At 53.0% G+C, this 23,892-nt stretch carries 15 protein-coding genes; 11 read left to right on the plus strand and 4 right to left on the minus strand.

Features of this window, described 5'->3' with window-relative positions; genetic code table 11:
- The first annotated feature begins 4 nt into the window (after nt 1-4).
- The 3 genes from FF011L_RS13650 to FF011L_RS13660 all read left to right on the plus strand — a co-directional run bounded on the left by FF011L_RS13650 (nt 5) and on the right by FF011L_RS13660 (nt 2,855).
- Nucleotides 5-1,084, plus strand: coding sequence for a two-component system sensor histidine kinase NtrB (locus FF011L_RS13650; protein WP_145352178.1), 1,080 nt, complete (start codon nt 5-7; stop codon nt 1,082-1,084).
- 135 nt (nt 1,085-1,219) lie between these two features.
- Nucleotides 1,220-1,357: a putative PEP-binding protein gene (locus FF011L_RS13655; protein ID WP_145352179.1), complete on the plus strand. Its 138-nt coding sequence runs from the start codon at nt 1,220-1,222 to the stop codon at nt 1,355-1,357.
- Nucleotides 1,358-1,781: 424 nt separating this feature from the next.
- Nucleotides 1,782-2,855, plus strand: a complete 1,074-nt coding sequence (locus FF011L_RS13660; RefSeq protein ID WP_218932612.1) for a fatty acid desaturase family protein — start codon at nt 1,782-1,784, stop codon at nt 2,853-2,855.
- Nucleotides 2,856-3,321: 466 nt separating this feature from the next.
- Here the strand turns inward: FF011L_RS13660 and FF011L_RS13670 are convergent, their stop codons facing one another.
- The gene (locus FF011L_RS13670; RefSeq protein WP_145352181.1) at nt 3,322-7,431 is read right to left on the minus strand and encodes a chemotaxis protein CheB; all 4,110 of its coding nucleotides are present in this window, start codon (nt 7,429-7,431) and stop codon (nt 3,322-3,324) included.
- Between the two features lie 539 nt (nt 7,432-7,970).
- Here FF011L_RS13670 and FF011L_RS13675 point away from each other — a divergent pair.
- Nucleotides 7,971-8,444 (plus strand): hypothetical protein, encoded by a 474-nt coding sequence (locus FF011L_RS13675; protein WP_145352182.1) that lies wholly within the window; start codon nt 7,971-7,973, stop codon nt 8,442-8,444.
- 53 nt (nt 8,445-8,497) lie between these two features.
- Entirely contained in the window at nt 8,498-8,746 is a 249-nt protein-coding gene (locus tag FF011L_RS13680) for a hypothetical protein (RefSeq protein ID WP_145352183.1), read from the plus strand.
- A gap of 872 nt (nt 8,747-9,618) precedes the next feature.
- Here FF011L_RS13680 and FF011L_RS13685 read toward each other — a convergent pair.
- Entirely contained in the window at nt 9,619-10,563 is a 945-nt protein-coding gene (locus FF011L_RS13685) for an NAD(P)-dependent alcohol dehydrogenase (RefSeq protein WP_145355336.1), read from the minus strand.
- A gap of 587 nt (nt 10,564-11,150) precedes the next feature.
- On the opposite strand from FF011L_RS13685, the gene FF011L_RS13690 reads away from it, so the two are divergent.
- The 3 genes from FF011L_RS13690 (at nt 11,151) to FF011L_RS13700 (ending at nt 14,095) form a co-directional block, all read left to right on the plus strand.
- On the plus strand, nt 11,151-11,753 hold the full coding sequence (locus FF011L_RS13690) for a class I SAM-dependent methyltransferase (protein WP_145352184.1): 603 nt from the start codon (nt 11,151-11,153) through the stop codon (nt 11,751-11,753).
- A 252-nt stretch (nt 11,754-12,005) separates the two neighbouring features.
- Nucleotides 12,006-12,506, plus strand: coding sequence for a cytochrome c nitrite reductase small subunit (nrfH, locus tag FF011L_RS13695; RefSeq protein WP_145352185.1), 501 nt, complete (start codon nt 12,006-12,008; stop codon nt 12,504-12,506).
- A 47-nt stretch (nt 12,507-12,553) separates the two neighbouring features.
- Nucleotides 12,554-14,095 carry an ammonia-forming cytochrome c nitrite reductase subunit c552 gene (locus FF011L_RS13700; protein ID WP_145352186.1) on the plus strand — a complete coding sequence of 514 codons (1,542 nt, stop codon included), beginning with the start codon at nt 12,554-12,556 and terminating at the stop codon, nt 14,093-14,095.
- A 75-nt stretch (nt 14,096-14,170) separates the two neighbouring features.
- On the opposite strand, the gene FF011L_RS13705 is transcribed toward FF011L_RS13700, so the two are convergent.
- Nucleotides 14,171-18,772: a DUF6797 domain-containing protein gene (locus tag FF011L_RS13705; protein ID WP_246109400.1), complete on the minus strand. Its 4,602-nt coding sequence runs from the start codon at nt 18,770-18,772 to the stop codon at nt 14,171-14,173.
- A gap of 524 nt (nt 18,773-19,296) precedes the next feature.
- On the opposite strand from FF011L_RS13705, the gene FF011L_RS13710 reads away from it, so the two are divergent.
- Both FF011L_RS13710 and FF011L_RS13715 read left to right on the plus strand, forming a co-directional pair.
- A complete protein-coding gene (locus FF011L_RS13710) occupies nt 19,297-20,193 on the plus strand; it encodes a ThuA domain-containing protein (RefSeq protein ID WP_145352187.1) in 897 nt (298 codons plus the stop codon).
- A gap of 59 nt (nt 20,194-20,252) precedes the next feature.
- Nucleotides 20,253-21,257: a 6-bladed beta-propeller gene (locus FF011L_RS13715; RefSeq protein WP_145352188.1), complete on the plus strand. Its 1,005-nt coding sequence runs from the start codon at nt 20,253-20,255 to the stop codon at nt 21,255-21,257.
- A gap of 39 nt (nt 21,258-21,296) precedes the next feature.
- Here FF011L_RS13715 and FF011L_RS13720 read toward each other — a convergent pair whose 3' ends face one another.
- Nucleotides 21,297-22,343, minus strand: a complete 1,047-nt coding sequence (locus FF011L_RS13720; protein ID WP_145352189.1) for a beta/alpha barrel domain-containing protein — start codon at nt 22,341-22,343, stop codon at nt 21,297-21,299.
- A 294-nt stretch (nt 22,344-22,637) separates the two neighbouring features.
- Between FF011L_RS13720 and FF011L_RS13725 the strand changes: the two genes are divergently transcribed.
- Nucleotides 22,638-23,792, plus strand: a complete 1,155-nt coding sequence (locus tag FF011L_RS13725; RefSeq protein WP_145352190.1) for an FAD-dependent oxidoreductase — start codon at nt 22,638-22,640, stop codon at nt 23,790-23,792.
- Nucleotides 23,793-23,892: the final 100 nt, after the last annotated feature.

Below are 23,892 nucleotides of genomic sequence, written 5' to 3' on the forward strand. Positions count from 1 at the left end.
CGCAGTGGCCACCAACGAAGAAAATCGGCTTAGATCAATTGTCGAAACAGCGGTCGACGGAATCATTACGATCAACGCACGAGGGATAATTGACAGCTTCAATGCTGCTGCCGAACAGATATTCGGATTCGCGGCTGACGAAGTAATCGGGAAAAACGTCTCGGTGTTGATGCCCGCCCCCTACAAAGCTGCACATGACGACTATTTGGCCAACTATATCGCCACGGGGGAAAAGAAGATCATTGGCGTCGGCCGCGAAGTGGTTGGTCGCCGCAAAGATCATAGCAAATTCCCGATGCGTCTTGCGGTAGGAGAATTTTGGCTTGGTGATCAGCGTATGTTCACGGGAGTGGTCCACGACTTGACCGAACAGAAACAAGCCGAAGAAAGGGCGGTGCGTTCCGAACGATTGGCAGCCATGGGGCAGATGCTTTCAGCTCTCACACACGAGAGTCGCAATGCACTTCAGCTCACGCAAGCCAATTTGGAACTACTGGGCATGGAACTGGAGAATCATCCGGAAGCGCTTCATTACGTGTCACGGATTCAATGCACTCAAAATCGGATCAAACGGCTTTTCGAAGAATTGCGTGACTTCGCCGCTCCAATGTCACTCGATCTGGACAAGTGCAACTTAGGTCGTATCGTCGCGCAAGTTCTTAACGAACTGTCGCCGCTCCATTCACACAAAAAGATTTGCCTCAGTGAACAGGCCGACCTTGTCGATTTGCACTGCACGGCCGATCCGTTCCGCATGCATCAGGTGTTTCGTAACCTCCTAGAAAACTCGATTGCAGCATGCCCTGACGTTGTTTCGATCCAAGCGAACTGGTCGCATACGGAGCTTGACAATCGCCCGGCCCTGCGTCTGTCACTCAGCGACAACGGCCCCGGCCTCACGCCCGAACAGCGCAAGAAAGTCTTTGAACCGTTCTTCACCACAAAAACCAAGGGGACGGGACTTGGGCTAGCCATCACCAAACGGATTATCGAATCACACCGCGGCCAGATCAGGCTTGGGAACAACCGAAGCACAGGAGCCGAGTTTGTCATTACCTTGCCCCGCCAAATCACATGTGCGTAACCACGACTGAAGTTCAGCGTTCACGGAACGAAAAGCAATTGCACACTGTTGTGTTCAGATTTGATTCATTAGACGGGGAATTCTTCGCACAGAGAATTTTGGGCTTCCCATTTCAGGAAGCACGATCTAACTCGGTTGACACTTGGCGTTGGACGCAACGAAGAAATCATTGCAAACGTGTACGACGAAAATCATGAACAGATGAACCGATCGATTGCGTTGGTCATCGGAACCGCGGAAATCCTAGGACCCAAGATCGGCATCTGCAATTAGCCGCCAAGCGACTACCCCAAACTTACCCAAATTTCAGTACAGCAAGGCATCGATGGGTTGTCGATGAAACCTAATGTGATCGGAAGGATGCCCATGCATGTTTGGGATTTCGAAAAGATAATATCCGTCATTTCACGCCGCCAAAAGCTCAAACGAGCACGGTCAGTGTTGCCAAGGAACGGTTTGGCATGGCATGGAAAACGACTAAGCGGAAAACCACGTAGGCGTTCGGACATTAACGCTTCACGAACTTCTAATCTCGCGACCATTACGGCAGGAATATGTAGGCACGGAGTCGGCTGGATCATTCAAAAAATCATTCTCGATCTGGAGGACCTATCGAAATCGCTGGCATGAAGATTGCGTGGATCCAAAATCAAGAAAAATGAAGGCTAGTTTCCCACTCACACCATTGCTTACTGAGATGTCGCACACCCCCCCAACTACAGCAAATCAAACCAACCGATTTACCACCGATGCGAGGGAGATCGTTAAGGATCTCTCATACCACAATCCGTTTATCTACTGGTTTGATTTCCTGGTCAGTCTGTCGATCGGCTACGGTTTTGCGGCGGCCTATTTAAATGCCACGCTATTTTCAGCAGAGCAACTTGTTTGCCTTCTCGTAGCCTCTTTCGCACTCTACCGTGTGGCCTCTTTCATGCACGAAATCGTGCATTTCCGATCAGGTGAAATGAAATGGTTTCGCCTAGTGTGGAATGTGATCGCGGGTATCCCGATGCTGACTCCGACGTTTTTTTACCAGAGTCACAATGATCACCACAACGCAAGGCACTACGGTACGGAACACGACGGCGAATACTTACCGCTCGGGACCGGAAACGTCAGCGAAATCGCTCTGTTTCTTTTGCAAATCCTTCTTCAGCCAATCTTTGTGACTTTGCGTTTCCTGTTGGCTCCATTCTCTTTCCTACATCCGCGGCTGCGACAATGGACCTTGGAGCATGCGTCCTCGTTCGTAATTGATTTCCGCTATCGGAGAAAAATACCGAGAAACGCGCCGCTAATGTCTTGGGCCGCTATGGATTTATTGTGCAGCCTTCGCGCCTGGGCGATCTTCGCATTCATTTTGGCAGGCGTGACCGACTGGACACGCATCCCCCAACTTTACGCCTTGGCCACACTCGCACTCGGGTGGAATCATATTCGGACGCTGTCGGCTCATCGATACCTAACCGAAGGACATCGAGTATCGCACGCCGTCCAAGTGATTGACTCCACCAACATCACAGGCGTACCAATCCTTACCGAGTTACTCTTTCCGCTGGGGATGCGGTACCACGCGTTGCACCACCTTTTCCCTTATTTGCCGTACCACAACCTCGGAATTGCCCATCGGCGTTTAATGAATCAATTGCCCGCCAATTCGCCCTACCGAGCGACGGTTTACCCGAGTTGGTTTGCTGTGATCAGCGAACTGGTGCGGAGTCCGGAGGGGGAGGTTGGGATGTTGATGAGTGAAGGAGTGAAGGAGTGAAGGAGTGAAGGAGTGAAGGAGTGAAGGAGTGAAGGAGTGAAGGAGTGAAGGAGTGAAGGAGTGAAGGAGTGAAGGAGTGAAGGAGTGAAGGAGTGAAGGAGTGAAGGAGTGAAGGAGTGAAGGAGTGAAGGAGTGAAGGTGTGAAGGTGTGAAGGTGTGAAGGTGTGAAGGTGTGAAGGTGTGAAGGTGTGAAGGTGTGAAGGTGTGAAGGTGTGAAGGTGTGAAGGTGTGAAGGTGTGAAGGTGTGAAGGTGTGAAGGTGTGAAGGTGTGAAGGTGTGAAGGTGTGAAGGTGTGAAGGTGTGAAGGTGTGAAGGTGTGAAGGTGTGAAGGTGTGAAGGTGTGAAGGTGTGAAGGTGTGAAGGTGTGAAGGTGTGAAGGTGTGAAGGTGTGAAGGTGTGAAGGTGTGAAGGTGTGAAGGTGTGAAGGTGTGAAGGTGTGGGCCGTTTTGGTTGCTCGTTCCGGATCTTATTTTGGTTTTCGGTTTTGTGCGATTAACGCCGCGACCATTTGCATCAAGCGGGGGCCGTCGATTGGTTTCGGGAAATACTCGTCGCAGCCCATTGCGATGCACGATTCTCGTTCGCCTTCCATTGCATCCGCCGTTAGTGCAATGATCGGCGTCGAAATTCCTTCGGCCCGGATTGCCGCAACCGCCTCGCGCCCCGACATCACAGGCATTTGCATATCCATCAGGATAAGTTTGAATGGTTTACCGTCGCGCCCGGATCGCAACACCGCTTCGACCGCTTGCAGACCGTTTTCGACGATCGTGACATCGGCGCCACATTTTTCTAAGAAGTACTTCCCGACTTGCCATACATCGCGCCGATCATCTGCCAGCAGAATGCGTGAATGAATCCGAGGGTATTTCCTCTCGTTCGGTTCCGGAGCGGGCCGCGACTGCCCCTCTGCCTCCGCTTCACTGGTGATCTCGGTATCCGATTGTGACAGGGGAAGGACGAGTGTGAAGCGACTTCCTTTGCCCAGTCGACTGTCAGCGAAAATCGTTCCCCCCATTCCTTCGGCCAGTCGTTTACTAATGCTGAGGCCCAGACCGGTGCCGCCAAATTTTCGAGTGGTCTGTTTATTCGCTTGGCTGAAGGGTTGGAATAGACGTTCCATCTGCTTGGGTGAAATTCCGATCCCGGTGTCGACAACCGAAATTTCCAAACGACTCCCCGCGACATTGTGGTTTACAACGGTGCTAACCGTCACTTCACCAGATTCGGTAAACTTAAGTGCATTGCTGATCAGGTTGACCAGAATCTGACGCACCCGAACTTCATCGGCCGTAATCTCCGCTGGAAGCTGTGTTGCATAGGTGAATCGTAGGGCAAGCTTCGAATCATGCGACCGGTTGGACATCAACGATTCGATATCCGCCATGACGCGGCGAATGTCGACACGTTGCTGGTCAAAACGCAATTTCCCCGCTTCGATTTTGGAAAGGTCCAGAATGTCGTTCAGAAGCGCCAGTAGATACGTCCCATTGCGTTTGATCGTGTCGACTTTTTCAAGGTAGTCAGGATGATCCGATTCGCTTCGTAGGATGTCCGCGAAACCAAGCACCGCGGTCAGCGGCGTGCGCAGCTCATGAGACATAGTTGCAAGGAACGAATTCTTAGCTTCGTTGGCACGCTGACTTGCCGCGTTCGCTTCCAGCAACGCATTCTGAGCGGTCATTTGATCGGTGATATCGTGCTGCACCCCGACAAAATTGCGTACGGTACCATTTGCATCCAAGACGGGTGTGATCTGCAAATCGTTCCAGAACTGGCTTCCATCTTTCCGATAGTTCAAGATCGTCGCGCGAACCGCTTCGCCGCGATTAACCGCTGCCCGAATCTTCTTAACCGTTTCGGGATCGGTCTGCTCTCCCTGCAAGAATTTACAATTTTTCCCAAGCACTTCGTCACGCTCGTATCCGGTCAGCGATAGAAAACCTCGGTTGGCGTAGGTGATCGGATTGTCTTCCTGCGAGGGGTCCGAGATCACAATCCCATTGACCGCAGATTCGATCGCCAGCTGTTGAAGACTGATTTCCGTCTGAGCGTCGGTCAGCGATGAAATATCAATCAAAGTCAGCACGATCCCGCGTGTTGTGTCACCGCTCTGATACGGCAAAATGCGAAGCAGGTAAGGCGTTCCACTTCGATCGCGGACCGTCAGTTCACGTTCTTGTTGATCCTGAAGAACCGTCTGCAGATCGTCCAACAGGTTCGGATGGTTTAAGACGTGAGCGAACTGCTCCATTGACCGCCCCGTATCGTGCTGCTCCAGGCGAAAGACACGAGCGATTTCAGGCGTGAAACGACGAATGTAAAGCCCGTCGTCTAAGAAAATCACACCGACTCGAGTCGTCGCCAGCAAATTGTCCATATCATCGTTTGCCTGCGCCAGTTCCTCCACTCGTCGCTGGTGTTCAGCGTTGACGGTGTAGAGTTCCTCATTGACGCTGTGCAATTCTTCATTGGTGCTCTGCAGTTCCTCATTCGAGGCGATCAATTCTTCATTGGAGGCCTGCAGTTCTTCGTTCGAGGTTTCCATTTCCTCGATGGTCGCTTGAAGATTCTCCTGCGAAAACTGCAATTGAGACTCAAGGGACTCTACTCGCGATTGATCATATTCTTGTTGCGAATGGTCAGCGAGCGATTCGACACGGGGCGTTGCTTCGACTCCCGCGGTGAACTCGATCAAGACATTGCATGGTCGGCTGGAATCATCGTTCAGCGGTTCCACTGCGATACAGATCGACTCCAACGCCGCATCTCCAGTGAACACCGTTGATGCGTAGCGGACGGTGGTTCGCTTTGTAACAGCTTGATGCCATGCCGATGCGATCGACGATTTCAGGGATTCATGGATCATTTCAAGAAGAAGATTCGAAGGCCTTCCACGCCGCGGTCGCAAGAACCGCTCCGCATCTCCGAACAGGTGCAACATCTCGCCAGTTTCGCTAACCAAAATACTACATCCTAGTTTTTTGGCATGCAGTTCCTCGTAGACTCGCATCATCCCCGCATCGATCCGATTGCTTTTAGGCGGAGTTGGTGCCAGCGTTGCGTAAGGGAGTTTTTCGCTGTGCCGGTTGACCATCATTTCGGTCGCAACAGGTAGGCGGACGTCTCGACGTTTGGAGAAAATTCGCCAGCGTTTATCGATCGGATGAAATTCGTCAACCAGTTCGCCCGGAGTCTCACTGGGGCCGAGAAACAAAAGCCCATCTGCTTTCAATGCAAAGTGAAACATCGAAAGTGCTTTCTTTTGCGCCACAGGTTGAAGATAGATCAACATGTTGCGACAGGTCACCAGATCCATCTGTGTGAAAGGCGCATCATTGAGAAGATTGTGTGTCGCAAAGACGACCCGATTTCGAATGTCACGATCGATCTGATAGCCATCCGACGTCTGCATAAAGTACCGCTCAAGTCTTTCCGGGGACAACTCGCGCAGTGCTTCCGCTGAATAGACCCCCTTGCCGGCTAAATTCAAGGAACCGCTATGAGCGTCGGTGGCAAAAATCTTGTAGTCCAAAGAGATATTCTGTTTACGAATCTCCTCGTCCAAAAGGATCGCAATGGAATATGCCTCCTCACCGCTGGCACAGGCCGCAACCCAGATCCGCAGCATCTCGCCCGAATTTGTTCGGCCAAGCCAATTAGAAATCACATGCGTACGGAGCGATTCAAAGGCCTCTGAATCACGGAAAAATTTCGTCACACCAATCAGCAGATCTTTGTATAGCTCATTTAATTCGTCTTCGTCCCGCGTCAATCGTTTAACGTATTCACCCAGGTTCTTCAGCCCCGCTAATTGAACTCGGCGATGAATTCGCCTTCCAACCGTACTCGATTTGTACTGTGCAAAATCGAGCGAACTTTTGCGATGCAGTAGATGAAGGATTTGAGCTTCCTCTTCCATGCTTCCGAAAGCGAGATCTTCTTCCGCCAGTTTCTCCCGAGAGATCCCTTCCTGGGTGTACCGAACCAACGCCTCTGCAATCGCTGCGGGAGGCAAGACCAGATCGACCGCCCCGGTTTCCCGAGCACTATGCGGCATCCCATCGAACTTGGCGGAAGCGTCGTCTTGCACGATCACCAATCCGCCCGCGTCGTGAAGGTCGGTCACCCCACGCGAGCCATCGCTTCCGGTTCCCGACAGGACAACGCCAATGGAGCGGCGGCCGACATCGTTCGCCAACGAACGAAAGAAGGTGTCGATGGGGTGGACAAGAGAACGATCCGAGCTCCGTTCGGTTAGCAACAACTTGCCGCCACTGATGACCATTTCCATCTTCGCCGGAATCAGATAAATACAGTTTGGCTGGACCTGAACTCCGTCATCAATTCGGTGGACGGGTATGCTGGTTTGCCGCCTCAGCAATTCTTCCATGTGGCTTTTGAAATCGGGCGACAGATGCTGAATGACAACAAAAGCCATCCCGCTGTCCGCAGGCATGGCACGGAAAAAGGCCTCCAAAGCCTCCAAACCGCCTGCCGACGCCCCCACTCCGACAATATGAAGCTCCCGGCCCGTTCCCTCGGTGTCGGTCGAATTGTCGTGCATCGATTCCATGTTCGTTACAGTTAGGGGATTCGCCAAAATTTACAACAAGAAGCGTCCGGCGTCTTCCCACCAATCCCTGCCATTTATCGCAGATCGATGCAGAACATGTGTCCGTGCGGGGGGACTTGCCAGTGCCCCTCAACCTTACCAGAAGCGTCAAGTGGACACAGGAAGCCCTACGAAGATATTTCCGCCCAACGGTGATACCCAAAAGCGTTCCGACATCGCTGCTAAATTTCCATTGTCAATGCATTTATTAAACGCAAATAGGGTGCCAAACGACACACCCCACAGCGACGCCCGCCCCTCGGTTAGACGTACAGATTGCATCCACCCAAGCGGTCGATCGACGTATCATCCGTCGACTTTCGGGTACCGAACGAACGTTAACAAGGCGAACGTGTAACGCTTCGACAACCAAGCCCGTCGATGCTTGCTCGCGGAAAAATGGTACGGCAGTTGCGTACACAGTTTCATCGATGTCGCGAATCCTTCCGCTGGATTTAGCGGACGCGACTTACCAATGTATTTTGCACAGGAATATAACGATGAACCGGAAACCTGAGACCACGTTGACTGATAATCAACCAAGCCAACCTGAATGGACCGACGAAGCTTGGACGAAAGTAAAATCAGCCATCGTTGAGAAATGGCCCCATCTGGACGAACGGGATGTCGAGTCGGTTCCGTGCGACGTATACCAGATCGAGGATTTTCTCGCTGAGTTCACAAACGCGTCCGCGGACGAGATTCAGTCCGTCGTTCGAGAATTCGCTCCCTCTCCATCGGTTTTCCGCAGAGCAAGTCACTTGGGCGAACAGGTCGGCGATCAAGTCGGTCCTCCCGTTCATTCAGCGATTGAACGGGTTCAGTACGAAGTGGATGAGCATCGTGGAACGGTCGGCGGAGTGATTTTTGTGACCGGACTTGCTCTGGGAGTCCTAGCCGCGACCGCATTCTTTAAATCGCGACCTCAACCGTCCCCGATGGAGTCCTACCTGCCACATCGATGGCGTGCGTAAGAGCTTCCATTAATTCAATGTCAGCCCCAATTAATCCAACAAGGATCCATCCGATGGACGTAACACATTCCCCACACCAACCGGCAAGCGATCGCCGCAACAACGATCCCAACCACGGGACGTCCCAACGGGTTAGCGAAGCGGTAACCCGCGGCGGACAAGCTGCCGCAGAGCACTTAATCGCCACGCCCGCCAAGGACATCCTCCAACGGTTGCAACAGTACGCTCACGAAAAACCGGACGTGGCGGTCTGCTGGTGCTTCGCATTGGGTGTCGTCGTCGGCTGGAAATTGCGGTCCTAAAATCGACGGCTTTTCGCCGCACCGCTACAAACCACCCACCGCCCCGTTCCGGGGGTTCTCACCACCGACAGCGGTTGTGTCGGCCCTCGGGACGTGAAGTTTATCGGTGACGACTACATCCCTGCCCATCCGAGTCTGAGTGCAGTGCTTTTAGCCCAAAGGGCGGCAGATACTTGCCGTTGGCGTAAGCCAACGGAAACCTAGCGTGCGTGCGCATTAAACCCCAGCCCGCTGCGTCGGCAAGGGACTGCAATAGCTAGCGGCGATCCCTTGAGGTGTAGCCTTACGGTCCGCGAAAGTAGCTTTAAGGGAGCGTTCTTACGCGGGGGACGCGCGGTTTATAAATGAAGAAAGTCTGGCTCCCCTCGCCCTCAAAACATGCTCGCTAAAAACAGGTTTAATACTGGATCAACGGTTCGCCAGCTAATTCAATTAAGGTCGATTCAAAGGCTTGTTTTTGGGGAGAGGGGCCGGGGGAGAGGGGCCGACAGCGTAGGCCAAGGCGTGGCATAACCTTTTGAAATCCGAGGCTTTAACCGCCTCTTCGCTATAAAATCGCCGCCTGGAAATCTCCCCCTCTCCCCCAGCCCCTCTCCCCCAAGCAAGCTCCACGAAATCAAACAAAGAGGCAGAGAGCACGCAATGGGCTAGCAGAGATTTCTTCCGCAACATAGAGCTCGCTTAGGGGCGAGGGGAGCCAGACTTTCTTCAACTATAAATCGCACGTCCCGATAGAAACGCGACAATAATCGCCCCACATCCCGGACCAGCCCGACGGAAAAAGCAAGACCGGTTGACGCCCTGAAATTAGGACTCCAATGCAACTCGCCTCTCACCCGAACCAGCTGCGACAGCGTTTTGAGGTCAATCCACTAAGCGGTTTCTTTGACCAAAACCACTTTGCCTCGATCGACACCATTTTCGACGCGGCGATGTGCATCGGCGATCTCGCTCATTGGGAACTGGCTATCGATCGTCACTTCTAGCTTTCCGGACTCGTGCAAACGAATCAACTCCCGCAGGTCGTCCCCGTTCGGCCGAGCCAGCATGACCTTCCCTGATTTCGAAAGAGGCCAAGTCAACACGGTCATCAACATCCCTTTGACATCCGGTTCCGTTGAGATGTATCGGCCTCCGTCCAGCATTACGTCACGGGCCTCGAAGTAGCTCGCCTTTCCGGCGGCGTCAAATACGATGTCCCAGCGTTCATCCGACTCGGTGAAGTCCGTTTTCTCATAATCGTAGAAGTGGTCGGCTCCCAGAGCCATACAAAATTCGCGGTTATCGCCACTGGCGACCGCATCGACGTGACAACCAGATGCCTTAGCGATCTGGACAGCAAACATGCCGACACCTCCGCTTGCACCGTTGATTAGTACCCGGTGCGCCGACTTCATCTTGCCGTGGTCTCGAAGCGACTGCAATGCCGTCGTCCCCGCCAACGGCATCGCCGCTCCAATTTCATACGATATCGTCGCTGGGATCTTGGCCGCGACTCCGGCGCTGCAGACTGCGAAATCAGCACACGCTCCCCCTCTGGCAGAATCCAGGAACGCAATGACACGATCTCCGATTACGAAATCCGAATCCGCATCACAATCGGCGACTACCCCGGCGACATCGTAACCGGGGATTCGCGGGAATCCTCCAGGTAACAATCCCTTCATTTCACCGCTTCGCAGACGGTAGTCAATCGGATTCACACTGGATGCGCGAACGTCGATCAGCAATTGACCTGCGGACCGCTCAGGGATAGCGATGCTGCCGACATGCAGTACGCCCGCGTTACCATAGTCATCGTAGATCATCGCTCGCATCATTCCCGCTTGCATCGTCATTTCCGCAGTTGTGTCTAATTTGGTTGGCATCATTCACTCCAGTACTTTAGCGTTGCGCGTTATCAAACCATCGGGATCGGCATCGCACACACCCGAGAAAAAAATGAGTCTAGACCGTGCATCCCGAGCCAATGGCAGACGATTGACCTGCCAAATATCACAAGACCGTAGTCGATTCCTGGAGGACCAGAAATAACTTTGGTAGCGAAATCAGCCGGCATTCGTTTGCGACCTCGACACGGATGGCAAGTAAAGAGCAACTACTGTGCCGCCAACTAGCTATCGATTCTCAGTTTTTTGGGATGGAATTGCGGTTAGGATTCAACCTCACCAGTCGCGGCTGTTTGGCACGAGAATCGCTTTACAGCGTCCCATCTCGGTAGCGAGGTGCGATTAATGAGTTGGCGGTTTCCTAGTGGATTGCAGTGGTCTGGCAAGAGACCAAAATCCCAACCCGTTGCCTGCGACCTTACTCGCCAACCTATAAATCACACGTCCCAACTGAGCCGGACTCGCCCGGAACTGCCCCGCAGACACTTTCCCCCTTCAGATTCAAACTCACTGAAATGATCGATCACGCCGAAACGCACGAGGGTCGCGATTACTGGAGCCGATCCATCGCCGTGCTAAAAGAATCGCTCCGCCATCCGACGCAAGTCGCTTCGATCATCCCAAGCTCTCACTTCCTAACGCGTACGATTGCCGATAGAGACGTTGTCAGAGAGGCAACGAAGATCGTCGACCTTGGACCGGGGACCGGTGGGACAACAGAAGAACTGCTTTGGCAAGCCGCTGCGGATTGCCGCGTTCTTACCATCGAAAAGACGGCAGGTTTCATCGCCCCGCTGAAAGCCATCAATGATCCCCGATTAACCGTGGTGGAAGGTGATGCCGTTAACCTTCCCGATATCTTAGCGTCAAACGATTTCGAATCGCCTGACGTTATCGTGTCGGGAATCCCTTTCTCGGCGCTGCCTCCCCGTTCTTCTCAGTCGATCATGTTAGCGATCTACCAAGCTCTATCAGACAGCGGCACCTTTATTGCCTACCAGTTGCGAAATGATGTAACGAAGTACGCCGATCCCCATTTCGGGGCCCCCACGGTTCAATCGGTACTGCGAAACTTTCCTCCTCTCCGCGTGTTCACGTGGCGGAAGAGCGGCGTCTGATCGGCGACCTGAAAACTACACCTTGACGCACAGATTGGAACACGTATCTTTAGGCGGCGAGCATGGGACTTCGCTGCTCTGCATGCGTTCGCTGTTAATCGTCAAAGCTCACATCTTATCTAGCCGCGGCGTTAAATTTTGTAGTGGAACGGTTTCGGCCACCATCGCACTCGTCTCGTTTATTGGACCTGGAAATTTCCGACGACCCTTCGGATTTCAAACCAACGGTACCGATGCTTTATGGAATCGGGGATGAACACTTCAGACCAGCCAAGTTCCGAGCCTTTGCTGGGAGCGAAACCTCGATTTGGCCGCTGGGCCATTCTATTTTCGCTGCTCTTAGGCATGCTGGCCGGCCTTGGCATGTTCACTTTCGGATATGGCAACGGAGCCAGCTATTTGAGCAACAACCCACAGACCTGTGTGAATTGCCATGTCATGCAGGACCACATGGATTCGTGGCAAAAGAGCAGTCATCATCATGTCGCGGTTTGCAACGACTGCCATCTGCCCCACGACTTCGTTGGCAAATGGGTGACTAAAGCGGACAACGGATTTTTCCACTCGCTGGCATTCACCTTGGGCAACTATAAGAACCCGATTCAGATCAAACCTCGTAATCGACGCGTCACGCAGAGCACTTGCATCGATTGCCACAAAGACTTTGTTCATTCCTTGTTGCCTAGTTCAGCAGGCCAAGACATGCAGTCTTGCGTTCATTGCCACAGCAATGTCGGACACGCATTGCGGTAACTTAGACCATCCCCAAGCCCTTCTTTTCAAACATCAGACTTTCAAGCATGGACAGACAAAAAAATCGAGGCTTCGTTTGGCTCCTGTTGCTCGCGGCGATCATGGCAGCCGGTACCTTTGGGGTCGTCGCTTTGCTGGTCAATATTTTTGAACGCAAACAAGAGGCTCGGGCTCCATTCGTTCGCTTGGTCGAGGTCAACGAAGTCAGCACCGATCCCGAACCATGGGGGATCAACTTTCCGGAACAGTACGAAAGTTACCTTCGCACCGCGGACACCGAGCGGACGGAATACGGCGGTAATCACGCATTGCCCCCCAGCAAGCTTGAAAGCAGTCCGTGGCTAAAGCGATTGTACGATGGCTACGCCTTCAGCATCGAATACAGGGAAGCACGCGGACATGCATACATGTTGGGCGACCAAGAAGGGACCAAACGCGTCACCGAAGTGCAACAGGCGGGGGCTTGCCTGCACTGCCATGCATCGATTATCCCAACCTATCGCCGCATCGGTATGGAAGCCTTAGGAGAAGAAGTGACGGAGGCGAAGCTTGGCGAATCGTTCCACCAGGAAGCGGTAATGGCAGGGTTTGAAGCGGTCAGTCAGATGAATTATGAGGACGTTCATGCTGAGCTTTCAAAGACACCTGACGGAGTCGTTAAAGCCACTCCCGGAGACCCGCATCTTGGCGATGCCCATCCTGTTGCTTGTATCGATTGCCACGATCCCGAAACAATGGCTATCCGCGTGACCCGCCCCGGTTTCCTCCAAGGCATTGCGAAGCTGGCTCGGTCGGATGATCCTTTGCCTCACCTGCCAAGTATCCAACGTTGGCGCGATTCAAAATCGGACCAACCTTACAATCCGAACGTCGATGCGACTCGCCAAGAAATGCGTTCATTTGTCTGCGGACAATGCCACGTCGAATACTACTGTGCGAATAAAATGACGCTGACGTTCCCGTGGGGCAACGGTTTGAAAATGGAAAATGCCGAGCAGGAATGGGAGGAGACGACCTTTCCTGCCAGCGAAGATGGAACGCCCGGCGGAGAATTCTATGATTTCGTTCACAAAGAAACAGGGACGAAAGTCTTCAAAGCCCAACACCCTGAATTTGAACTTTGGAGCCAAGGCATCCACGCCCGTGCGGGCGTCAGTTGCAGTGACTGCCACATGCCTTATGAGCGGCAAGGGGCGACGAAGATAAGCAGCCACTGGGTTCGCAGCCCGATGTTGAACATCAATAAAGCTTGTCAGACATGCCATCATGTTTCCGAGCAAGAACTAAAAGATCGAGTGGAAACGATCCAAGATCGCACCGTAGCAATCATGGACCGCGCGGCGATCGCAATGACCGACATGCTGGATGCAATCGTTGCGGCTGAGAAAGCTGGAGCAAGCGAAGCGGAATTGAAGCCGATCCGCACACTGCAGCGCAAAGCGATGTGGCGGTTGGACTACATCAGCAGCGAAAATTCGAAGGGGTTCCATGCCGACCAAGAAGCTGTGCGAATCTTGGGTGAATCGATTGACTACAGTCGACAAGCCCAAGCCGCAGCCTACAAACTGGACTCGGGGGCAAAAGACTAACCTGCGACGTGCATCGGCCCAACCCGACGAAGCCGTTGGGACGTGGCAAAGGCTCCATCGTTAGATTCCTGCAACCTATTGACGTGCAGGGCGAACGATTAATTTCCCGTTCATGACCATCCAATGCCCGGGAAAGGTGCACAGGAATGGATACGTTCCAGGTACTTCTGGAGCCGTAAACCAAATCGTTTGTTGTGCCCCGGGCGAGACGACATCGGTGTAACGCAAGACGTCCTCGGAACGGGGAATATACTGACGAGCGAACGCTTTCGGATCGGCTATCAGCTGGTTCGCCAGCCCTCCGACGGTCGCCAACTTCCCTGGCCGAACCAAAACCCAATTATGCGGAACCACGTCTGGATTTAAAAAGTTCAACGCAATCGGCTCGCCCGCCTGAACTTCGAATTCAGGCGTTGCGTAGGTCAGGTTCTTGTCGGTTTGCAATTCAATCTCGCGAGCTCCTGCGATTTTCTTGCTCCACGGATTGGGAACCCGTTCAGCATTCCACTCCAGGTCGGTCAGAATCGGGTGGCTGGCAATCGTTTTCTCCGTCGGCTGATAACCTTCAAAATCTTCGAACGGGGCATCCAACGCATGCACTGTGACAAACAAGTCATGCCCTCGACCGACAGGTCCCCCCACAGGCAAAGCCTCTTCCGAATTGACGATCATCCGCAGGTGTAATTGATTCACCGGCTGCAGTTCCGGGATCTCTAAAAAGACAGAGTGACCATCGCTTAGCACGTGAGCAGACCGTATTTCCAGCGGATCATGTCCTTCGACGCCCGGATGGGTGGTTGAATATTCTGGCGACCCGTAGGCTCCGCTGTACCGGTAATTCCAGACTTGGGCGAAATGATTCCCGAGCGAATCAACTACTGCGGCATCGACAGGCTGCGTAAAACGGACTTGAATCCCGTTTTCATGCAGATGAAACGCGATGGGGGACTGAACTTTTGAATCAACCAAACGAACTCGCTGAAAGCAGCCATCATGAATCGTATAGCTGCCCCAGCCCTGGCATCCCGACACATATAGATGACCATCGGCCGATGAAAAACGTGCACGATGAACCCCCGAAAGGAAATCGCCCGCCATTGGCACCGCGGCCCCTTGGGACTGCCCATCCACGACATCTTGCAGAAGCGTGAACCAAGTCCCCGTGCCAAACGACAGATGCAGCAAACTCCCTTCCCATTGATCCCAGGTCCCAGCAGGAACTTCCACTTGCCCACCACTTGAATTGTCTAATAGTCGAGGCAGATACGCCAAGGGCAGGGCAGGGGGCTGACTGTTTTTTGGTCCCCCGTAACCAAAATGAAGGGGTGACCGAAACGATTCTTTGGGAACCCGGCAGACCATCGACGCTGGGGTCCAGGAACCTTCCGAGCAAGGAACCGTAAGGCTTCCATCGGAAAGGATTCCGATTCCATCTGGATTGCGAAATCCGGTCGCTACCACTTTTGCTTCTTTACCGTCTGGCGAGATCTGGACAATCCCTTGGTTACCCGATGCCGTGTAAAAAAAGCCGTCGACATCACGCTGCAAGCCGCAGATGAAGTCATGTCCCGCCGCTGAGGTTTGAAAAGCATTCGAAAAACACTCGTAGAAATCGGCGTGCCCGTCATCGTTTGCATCCGTAAGCCGAACCAATTGGTCCCGGCACTGCACGTAAACAACGTCATCGACGACAACCACTCCCTGAGGATGATTCAATCCCGAAGCAAAACGACTCCAGCGAGCCGTTCCCTCTTCTTCGACGCCGGTTTCAAGTCCCGACACATGCCATACATCACCATGGATCGTACAAACAAAGCCACTTCCGTCCGATGCGAAATCGTGCCCGCTGCAGAAGAGAGGGATCTGCCACGGATTCTGAATCGGCAATTCGATCGTATCGATCGCAAACGAAGGCTCGGTTCCAGGCATGATTTTTGTCGTCACGACTTCTCGCGACCGGGCCTCTTCGTTGCCGATCCGATCACGCAGCGAATGCTGTTCGACCGGCGCTACTTCAGGGACGAATTCTCCATCGATGACCGCAGGCGAATCCAAATATTCGGTTTCGCCAATTCGATAGGAAAATACAATCTGTTTTCCTACCCGATAGAAACCGTGGTACTCAAACGGCTGCTCCGGTTTTGGTTTGACCGCCAGTTCCAGCGGGGTCCCCTGCAAACGAATACCATCTAAAAAGCCATGCCGATGGGCCGAGAAGGAAACAAAGCCATCCTTCCAAAACGCTTCGTACGACAACGTATCGGGATTGAAACAAACCGAAAATTTTTGGTCTGCTCCTAATCGCACACAAACCGCTCTTGGGATGGTCTGTTTTTGATGCCGAAAAATTCCCAACTGAAAATCTTCCAGGATGACTTTGTTCCAGGCGTCACTCGCCCAAGTCTGTTCATCTTGGTTGCCCCAGTGCCCTTGATCGCCTCCATCCAATCCTGGTGCGGAAGCCAACAGAATCGGGGTCTGCTCCGACTGCCGAAAGTGCTCAGCTTGTTTGGTGTAGAAATCATAAATGCGGTCCCGGTTCACATGTGCGGAGGCATGCGGCCAACGATCAGCGTCTAGGGGTTCACGGGTATGAGCAAAACCAGCAGGGCCATGATGCTGCGATTGACGCATCGCCTGTTGAATTTCTGACGACGAAGCAAAACCGACTTCGTCCAATTTGAGAAGAAAGGCGATCAAGTCCGCCTGTTGGGCTTCGGTCATCGCTGAGGTTAAACCGATTGGCATCACGGTCGACCCAGGAACTTCGTCTTCAATATCATCAACATCGATCGTCACTTCGATCGCCGTTGCAGGGTCTCGGACGGTAATGCTCTGTTCGGTCTCCGCTACCTTGTAACCCTTAATCACTTCGCCATCGACGGTCAAAAACGTCCAAGCCACATATTCAGGCAACACTTCCCGGTCGGGCCAAAGGACTGCTTCGACCAGTTGGGTTGGTTTGCGAACCTTGACGATCTCCGTCAATTCAGGTCCCACGGCACCGCCACGATCACCGACCTTATGACAGGACAAACAAGCTGTTTTTGCATCGGCAAACATGCGAGCCCCACGAAGCGGATCTCCACTGGACTTCGCCTTGGCCAGTAGCGCGTCGACCCGTTTGGGGTCGTATTGAGACTGCGCTTTATCATCGCTGCTTGGGGCTCCACTTTTTTTTGGAACTTCGACGCTTCCCCCGTCTCGCTTCCAAAACGCGATGGTTGCTTCATTAACCGATTGTGGTGGGGCATCTACATTGGAAACCGGCTGAACGTCCGAAGCGATATGCATCCATTCAATAGGACCGCTGCAGCGATGGTCGCGTTCAACCAGCCGGCCAATCCCAAGTGGGCTTGCGACGGGCGGTATTCCGACGGTGCGACGGATGTTTTGATCAGCAACGATTTCACCGTCGACGTACAAACGGACGCGTTGGGGTTCATAAACCATCGCCAAACGATGGGGTTTCCCGTCACATATCTGCTTTTTCGTATGAACATGATCGGGTGACGCGCCGGGAATATAAACCGTTAAGTTCCCACTACCGTTCATCGAGAACATTTCCCAGTGTCCCGCGTAGGATTTTGTATTGCAGGCGACAAGAATGTTGTATTGGTTTTTGCGGTGCAACGTTGCCTGGACCTGAACGGTAAGAGGTGCCTCCGCATACTGGATGTTCGGTGGCAACACCGCAACGGTCGTCCCCGGATTCGTTGTCGTGCTGGACTGTGTTTTTGCTGGGACCGCAGGTTTTGCTTTTGGAGTCTTCGGTTTTGGGCCTCCACTACCCGGTTTCAAAAGTTCCTTCTGGGCCCACTCAACTCCCTCAAGGTTCTCTTGCAAAGAATCCTTTGCATCCAGTTCATTGCGGTGATCCAGGATTCCAATCGGTCCTTCGTAACCACTTTCCTGGATCGACCGAATCATCGAAAGTTCAAATGGTCCCTTACCGATTCCCAGAATCTTAGGGTCCGCGTTCGCATTCATTCCGTTCAGATTCAGACAGTGCAGTAACGGCAGCATCGCTTGGAGGGACTCGTCCCAGTCTTTGATGTGCCCATGCCCATGGTGCAGGTTGTAGACGATGCCAACATGCGGGTAGCCCAGGGAATGCAGACGACGGCAGACCGCGACCAGATTTTTGGGTTCACCGCCCCAGCCACCATGGTTATACAGTCCTAACTTACACCCTAAATCCTTCGTGCGTTTCGCTAACGGAACCATTGCCTGAGCGGCCGCTTCGACTTTTTCTTGCTGGTTTGCCCCGCCTGGGTCGGCTAAGGTCTGCCAAATTTGTGGGTGGAGGTCATACTTTTTGAACAGTTGAAAAGCATCCTCTTGCACGCTCCAGAACGCAAAAAATTCGATCCCGTGTTTTTTGTACTGCAGTATCTCTTGTTCGAAAGTCGGGATGTGTTCCTGACGCCAATCGTAGGCAGACCGTTTGATGCCAAGGTCGTTCAACATCTGAGCCCGGGCTTCGGGGCCTCGGCGAGCGGCGTCGAAAGGGACGATGCACCAGGCGACTAAATTATCACGATCGAGGACCGCCGAGTGACGGTTTTGCTTCGCCTGGTCCGCCCCCCAAGCAGGATTCAAAATCAGACAGCAGAACGCCAACGTCCCAGCGAACTTCCAATCAAACATGCCAATAACCTTCTGCATAGAAATCATTCGCCTACCGCTGTGATGTCGTTACCTAAATGGGATGGATCGCCGTTCGATCGTTGACGGCCGCTAGATTCGATCCGCCGTAAAGCGAATGCCTACACTCTCCCTGGATGCCGAACTCTCCCAGATCGAAAGTCCCGCACCACCGACGAAACGTCCTTTTGTGAACACACACACGAAACGACAAGCCGGTTCTGAGACGTCAACGCAGAAGCAAGGGTAGGTAGGGTCACCGAGGAAGCGTCTTGCCAGTTTAACACGAAATCATGTGGCAGACCGCAAGTTGTGGATTCGCGACGAACCAGGAGGCATCTGATATTTGGAAGCTGATATCTTCCTGCAAAATTGCCAGTCGGCGGGATCTTTTATTGCAGAAGGTAAGGGAAACTGTCGCAAAAGAGGCTGGAGAGGGCAGCGAAGATCCTCTTTGCGAATGCCACCCCATGGGGCGTTGATGAGTTAGAATGGGCCTGCTTGTTTCTTACGCACGTTCTGCGCACACCGTTTCCAGCCAGAGAACCTTCTCCATGACCTTTTCATTTTCACGGCATGTAGTGCCGCTTGTGATCATCACCAGCTCCCTTCTTTTCGCCAGTCAGAAACTGACGGCCGAAGAGCCCGCCGCGAAGGGCGCTCCGCTGAAAGTCCTGTTGGTCGCGGGAGGCTGTTGCCACGATTATTCGGCTCAGGCCAAACTACTTAAGGAAGGAATTGAGAAACGGATTCGTGCCGAAGTGACCGTTGAGCTAAGCGAAAGCAAAACGACGGACACCACATTCCCCATTTATGACTCCGCCGATTGGGCAAAAGGTTATGACGTCGTCATCCATGACGAATGTTCAGCGAATGTGACGGAGCGACCTTATGTCGATCGAATCCTGGCCGCTCATCGTCAGGGGACTCCTGCAGTGAACCTGCATTGTGCGATGCATAGTTATCGCTGGGGCGATTACCGCTCACCAGTCGATCCGACGGCCGAAAACGGAGGCTGGTACCAAATGTTGGGCGTCCAATCGACCGGACATGGTCCCAAGCATCCCATTGCTTTACTAAGTACAAACACCTCACATCCCGTAATGAAAGGCTTCGAAGACTGGACAACCATCAACGAAGAACTTTACAACAACATTCGCGTTTACTCTGGAACCGATGCCCTCATCCGGGGCAACCAAGCAGTTCCACCAAACAAAAAAGCCTTGGAAAAGAATCCAAACGCCGAACCGAAAGAAGCGACAGCCGTCGTCGCCTGGACGAATCTTTACGGTCCCGAAAAGACAAGAATTTTCAGCACCTCGTTGGGGCATGAAAATATGACCGTTGCAGACGATCGCTATATGGACCTTGTCGTTCGCGGCATTCTATGGACCACCAACCATCTGGACAAAAGTGGTGATCCAACCGTTGAATATCGACTGCAACAATAATCGATTGCGATTCCGCCCCTTCCACCTCGACTCCTGTTCCCTTAGGTAAGCCTCCCACAATGCGATTCTCTTCGAACTGTTTATCCGCTCTCTTAACGCTGACGCTATTTTCGGTTTCCTTTGCTCAGGAAAAAGTGCAGCCGGTAAGGATGGGTGCCGGGATAATGACTTTTGATACGGTCCCCGGTTGGGGACTTCGCCCCGATGGGCATTCGGCGATCGGAGCCACGCACGGTGGAGTTGTGATCGACAAAGCCGGGAACATCTACACCAGCGCCAAAGCAGGCGTCTTTGTTTTCTCCCCAGAGGGCGCGGTGATTCACTCCTATCTAGGAGAGGATTACTCCAACCTGCATGACATAGAAATCCGCAGCGAAGGCGACGAAGAATTCATTTATGGAGCTCGCAATCAAAACGCAGAGGGCATCAAATTCAATGCCCACACTGGCGAAATTGTCCTCCACCTCCCCTATCCTGAAGAATCGGGGCTGGGAAAGATCAAGTTCAGTCCGACCGCAATCACCGTCGCGCCGAACGGGAACATCTATCTATCCAACGGCTACGCCAGCAATCATATTTTCATTTTCGACAAAGAGGGAAAATACCTTTCTCACTTTGGCGAAAAAGGGAATGGGATGAAGCAATTCAACACTGCCCACGGGATGACGCTGGATACGCGGTATGAACCGAATCGGTTGCTGATCTGCGATCGGAATCACCAGCCTAAAGGGCGTTTGCTCCATTACGACCTTGACGGTCAGTTCATTGAAGAAGTGATCACCGGGCTTGGAATGCCAACGTCCGTTTCAATCCAAGGCGACTATGTCTCGGTCCCCGACCTACAAGGACGCCTGGTTATCCTGAACAAACGGAACGTCATCATGGCCGTTTTGGGGCACAACCCCGATCCGAAGAAAGGTGGAAACTACAACGTTCCTCAAGACCAATGGGTCGAAGGCATCTTCAGTGGTACCCATGGTTCGTTCTGGGATGCGAGCGGGAACCTTTACATTCAGGACTGGAACGTGGACGGTCGGATCATGAAATTGGTTCGAGTGAAATAGTCCATTTCAGCAATCGACACCAAGGTCTTCGGATCCCGATTAGGGGATTCGATGACCGAAGGAGTCGCAGCGGCCATGCGTTGGCGCCGGAGTCGGATCGGGATAGTCATTGGTCCTGATCAAAGGGTCAACGTACTCCATGTGCATCAGGCGATCCGAACATAAATCTGGAACCGGTCGGTCGGCAAGGAATTCGGCCAAAGATTGAAACCGACTTGCGTCCAGGAATGCCCGAATACCTTGCAATATATTGCGGATGGCGTCGGGTCCTGCGCGGTAGATTTCAGAAGCGATCATCACCGCGTCAGCTCCTGCGACCATCGCTTTGACGGCGCCCTCCCCGGTGCGGATTCCGCCACTTGCCGCAATCGACACTTTGCCGGCACCTGTTCTCGCGTGAACAATCCCCTCAAGAATCGCTCCTAAGGATTGCTGCGGCGTCAATTCCCAACGGATATTCCACTGCATCCGATCGACGCAAACATCCCAATGAGGGCGATGAGCAAACAAGATCAAACCATCGACGCCCAGTTTCTCCAGCTTGGAAGCGACCGCAGCGATATTTGTAAAATGCTGAGTCAATTTAACCGCTACCGGGATCGAAACCCTTTGACGCAACTCCTTCACCAAATCAAGCAGCCTGGATTCGATGTGGTCGGAAGATTCGGTCGGTCCAGTGACGCCGCTACGCCAGTTCAATTCAATAGCGTCCGCACCGTTCGCCTCGACCTCGTTCGCAAATTCCAGCCATGATCCTCGCGATGTTCCGCTCAGGTTAGCGATCACCGGTGCCGAGCAACAATCTTTCAGTTTTGCCAACGTCTGCAGATAGGCGACAGGACCGCCGTTGAATTCATCTTGCTGTGGCTGATATCCACTACGTTGCACCGCGCCGTCTGGATCTTGATCCTTCAGACGCTGAAAATCCAACTGCTCCTGCAAAATAGAAGGAAGCACAATAGCGCCTGCCCCCGCATCGACCATCTGACGAACCTTCTCCGGTTCAAGGGTCAACGGACAAGCTCCCACGATTATCGGGGTCTCCAACTTAAGTCCGAGATACGCCGTCGAGAGTTCCGTAGTCATAAAATGAAATCCCATAGGAATCGTCTGAAAGAACCGTTACGTTCAGTTCTTATTGTAGGCTCTGATGAAGTCGTCGTCGTTTGCACTCATGGTCGACATCCACGTTGCTGACTACCGCAATTATCATTCCACTTAACGAGCGAGACGATGCGCCGCGGGAGTTATGCTTTGGAAGTTCCCACGCTTGTGAACGATGCGAGCGGGTGATTTCAAAATTACCAGCGAATTAGCGGGACAAAAGCGGGGTGCATGGAGCCCCCAACCGGATTTTTTAACCTCAAACCAAGGCCGAGCATGAAGGGAAAAGATTCACTTCGTCAATTGGTGTTGCTAGGGATTGGGCACACAAATGCACACGTGCTACACGAATGGGCAGAACACCCCATTCCAAACTGCGAACTGATCTGCATTAGCCCCTTCGCTTCGGCAACCTATTCAGGGATGCTGCCGGGGACTCTGGGCAAACAATTCTCCGACTCGGAGATGCGAATCGATCTTCGTCGATTGACAGATGCGGCGGGCGCCACATTGATCGTGGGTACGGCCAGCAAAATCGACATCCAGAACCAATCGATTCTTTTTCCCGACGCCTCCTCGATTTCATACGACGCGTTGTCGATCGGGATAGGTTCGGTTCCAGCAGGCTACGCCGACCACCAATCGTCACCGATACTGGTCTCGACCAAGCCGATGCAAACTTTCTTGCAACGCTTGGAAGAACGCACAAGTCAATCGAATGCGAATGCGAATGCCAAAGGGGCACTGCGTTGTGTGATCGTAGGAGGAGGGGTCGCCAGCGTCGAAATTGCACTCTGTTTTCAACAGCGATGGAATAGCCAACCGGACCCTGTGCGTCCGATCGAGATCCAGATTTTCACCGCAAGTGAACGGATCGCTAACGGGATGAACTCTAGCGCGATAACCAAACTGGAAAAAATCCTAGCTTCGCGCAAAATCGAAATCCATACTTCCCAACGAATCGTAGAGGTCTCTGATCATTCGATCCAAACGGCCGATGGCAAGGAGCAGGCAGCCGATGTCGTTATCTGGGCAACCGGCGCAACCGCGTCACAGTGGCTTGCCGACGTCCCTCTAGAACACGACCCAAAAGGTTTTATCGCCACGCACAAGACTTTGCAGTCACTGACAAAACCAAACATCTTTGCCGTCGGTGACTCGGGCACCATCATCGAATCGCCTTCCCCCAAAGCGGGAGTCTACGCGGTTCGCCAAAGTCCAATCTTGTGGCACAACTTGCAAGCGTTTTTCGATGGAGGGCCGATGCGTGAGTTCGAACCGCAGGGAGACTTTTTGAAAATTTTGAATACGGGAGACCAGAAAGCACTCCTCGATTACCGCGGATGGTCCGTCCACGCCAAATGGTGCTGGCATTTAAAGAAATGGATCGACAAAGGTTTTATCCAGGACTACCAACTCCCCCCGACCTAGCTCGCAACTTTTTCGTCCCAAGGCAACCCACTCAGAGGGCGGTTTCGCCGTTTCGAAAATCACGTCGGCGTCCGCTGAAAAGGATTTTGCAGCCGCGATG

The sequence above is a fragment of the Roseimaritima multifibrata genome, from assembly GCF_007741495.1.
Lineage (GTDB): Bacteria > Planctomycetota > Planctomycetia > Pirellulales > Pirellulaceae > Roseimaritima > Roseimaritima multifibrata.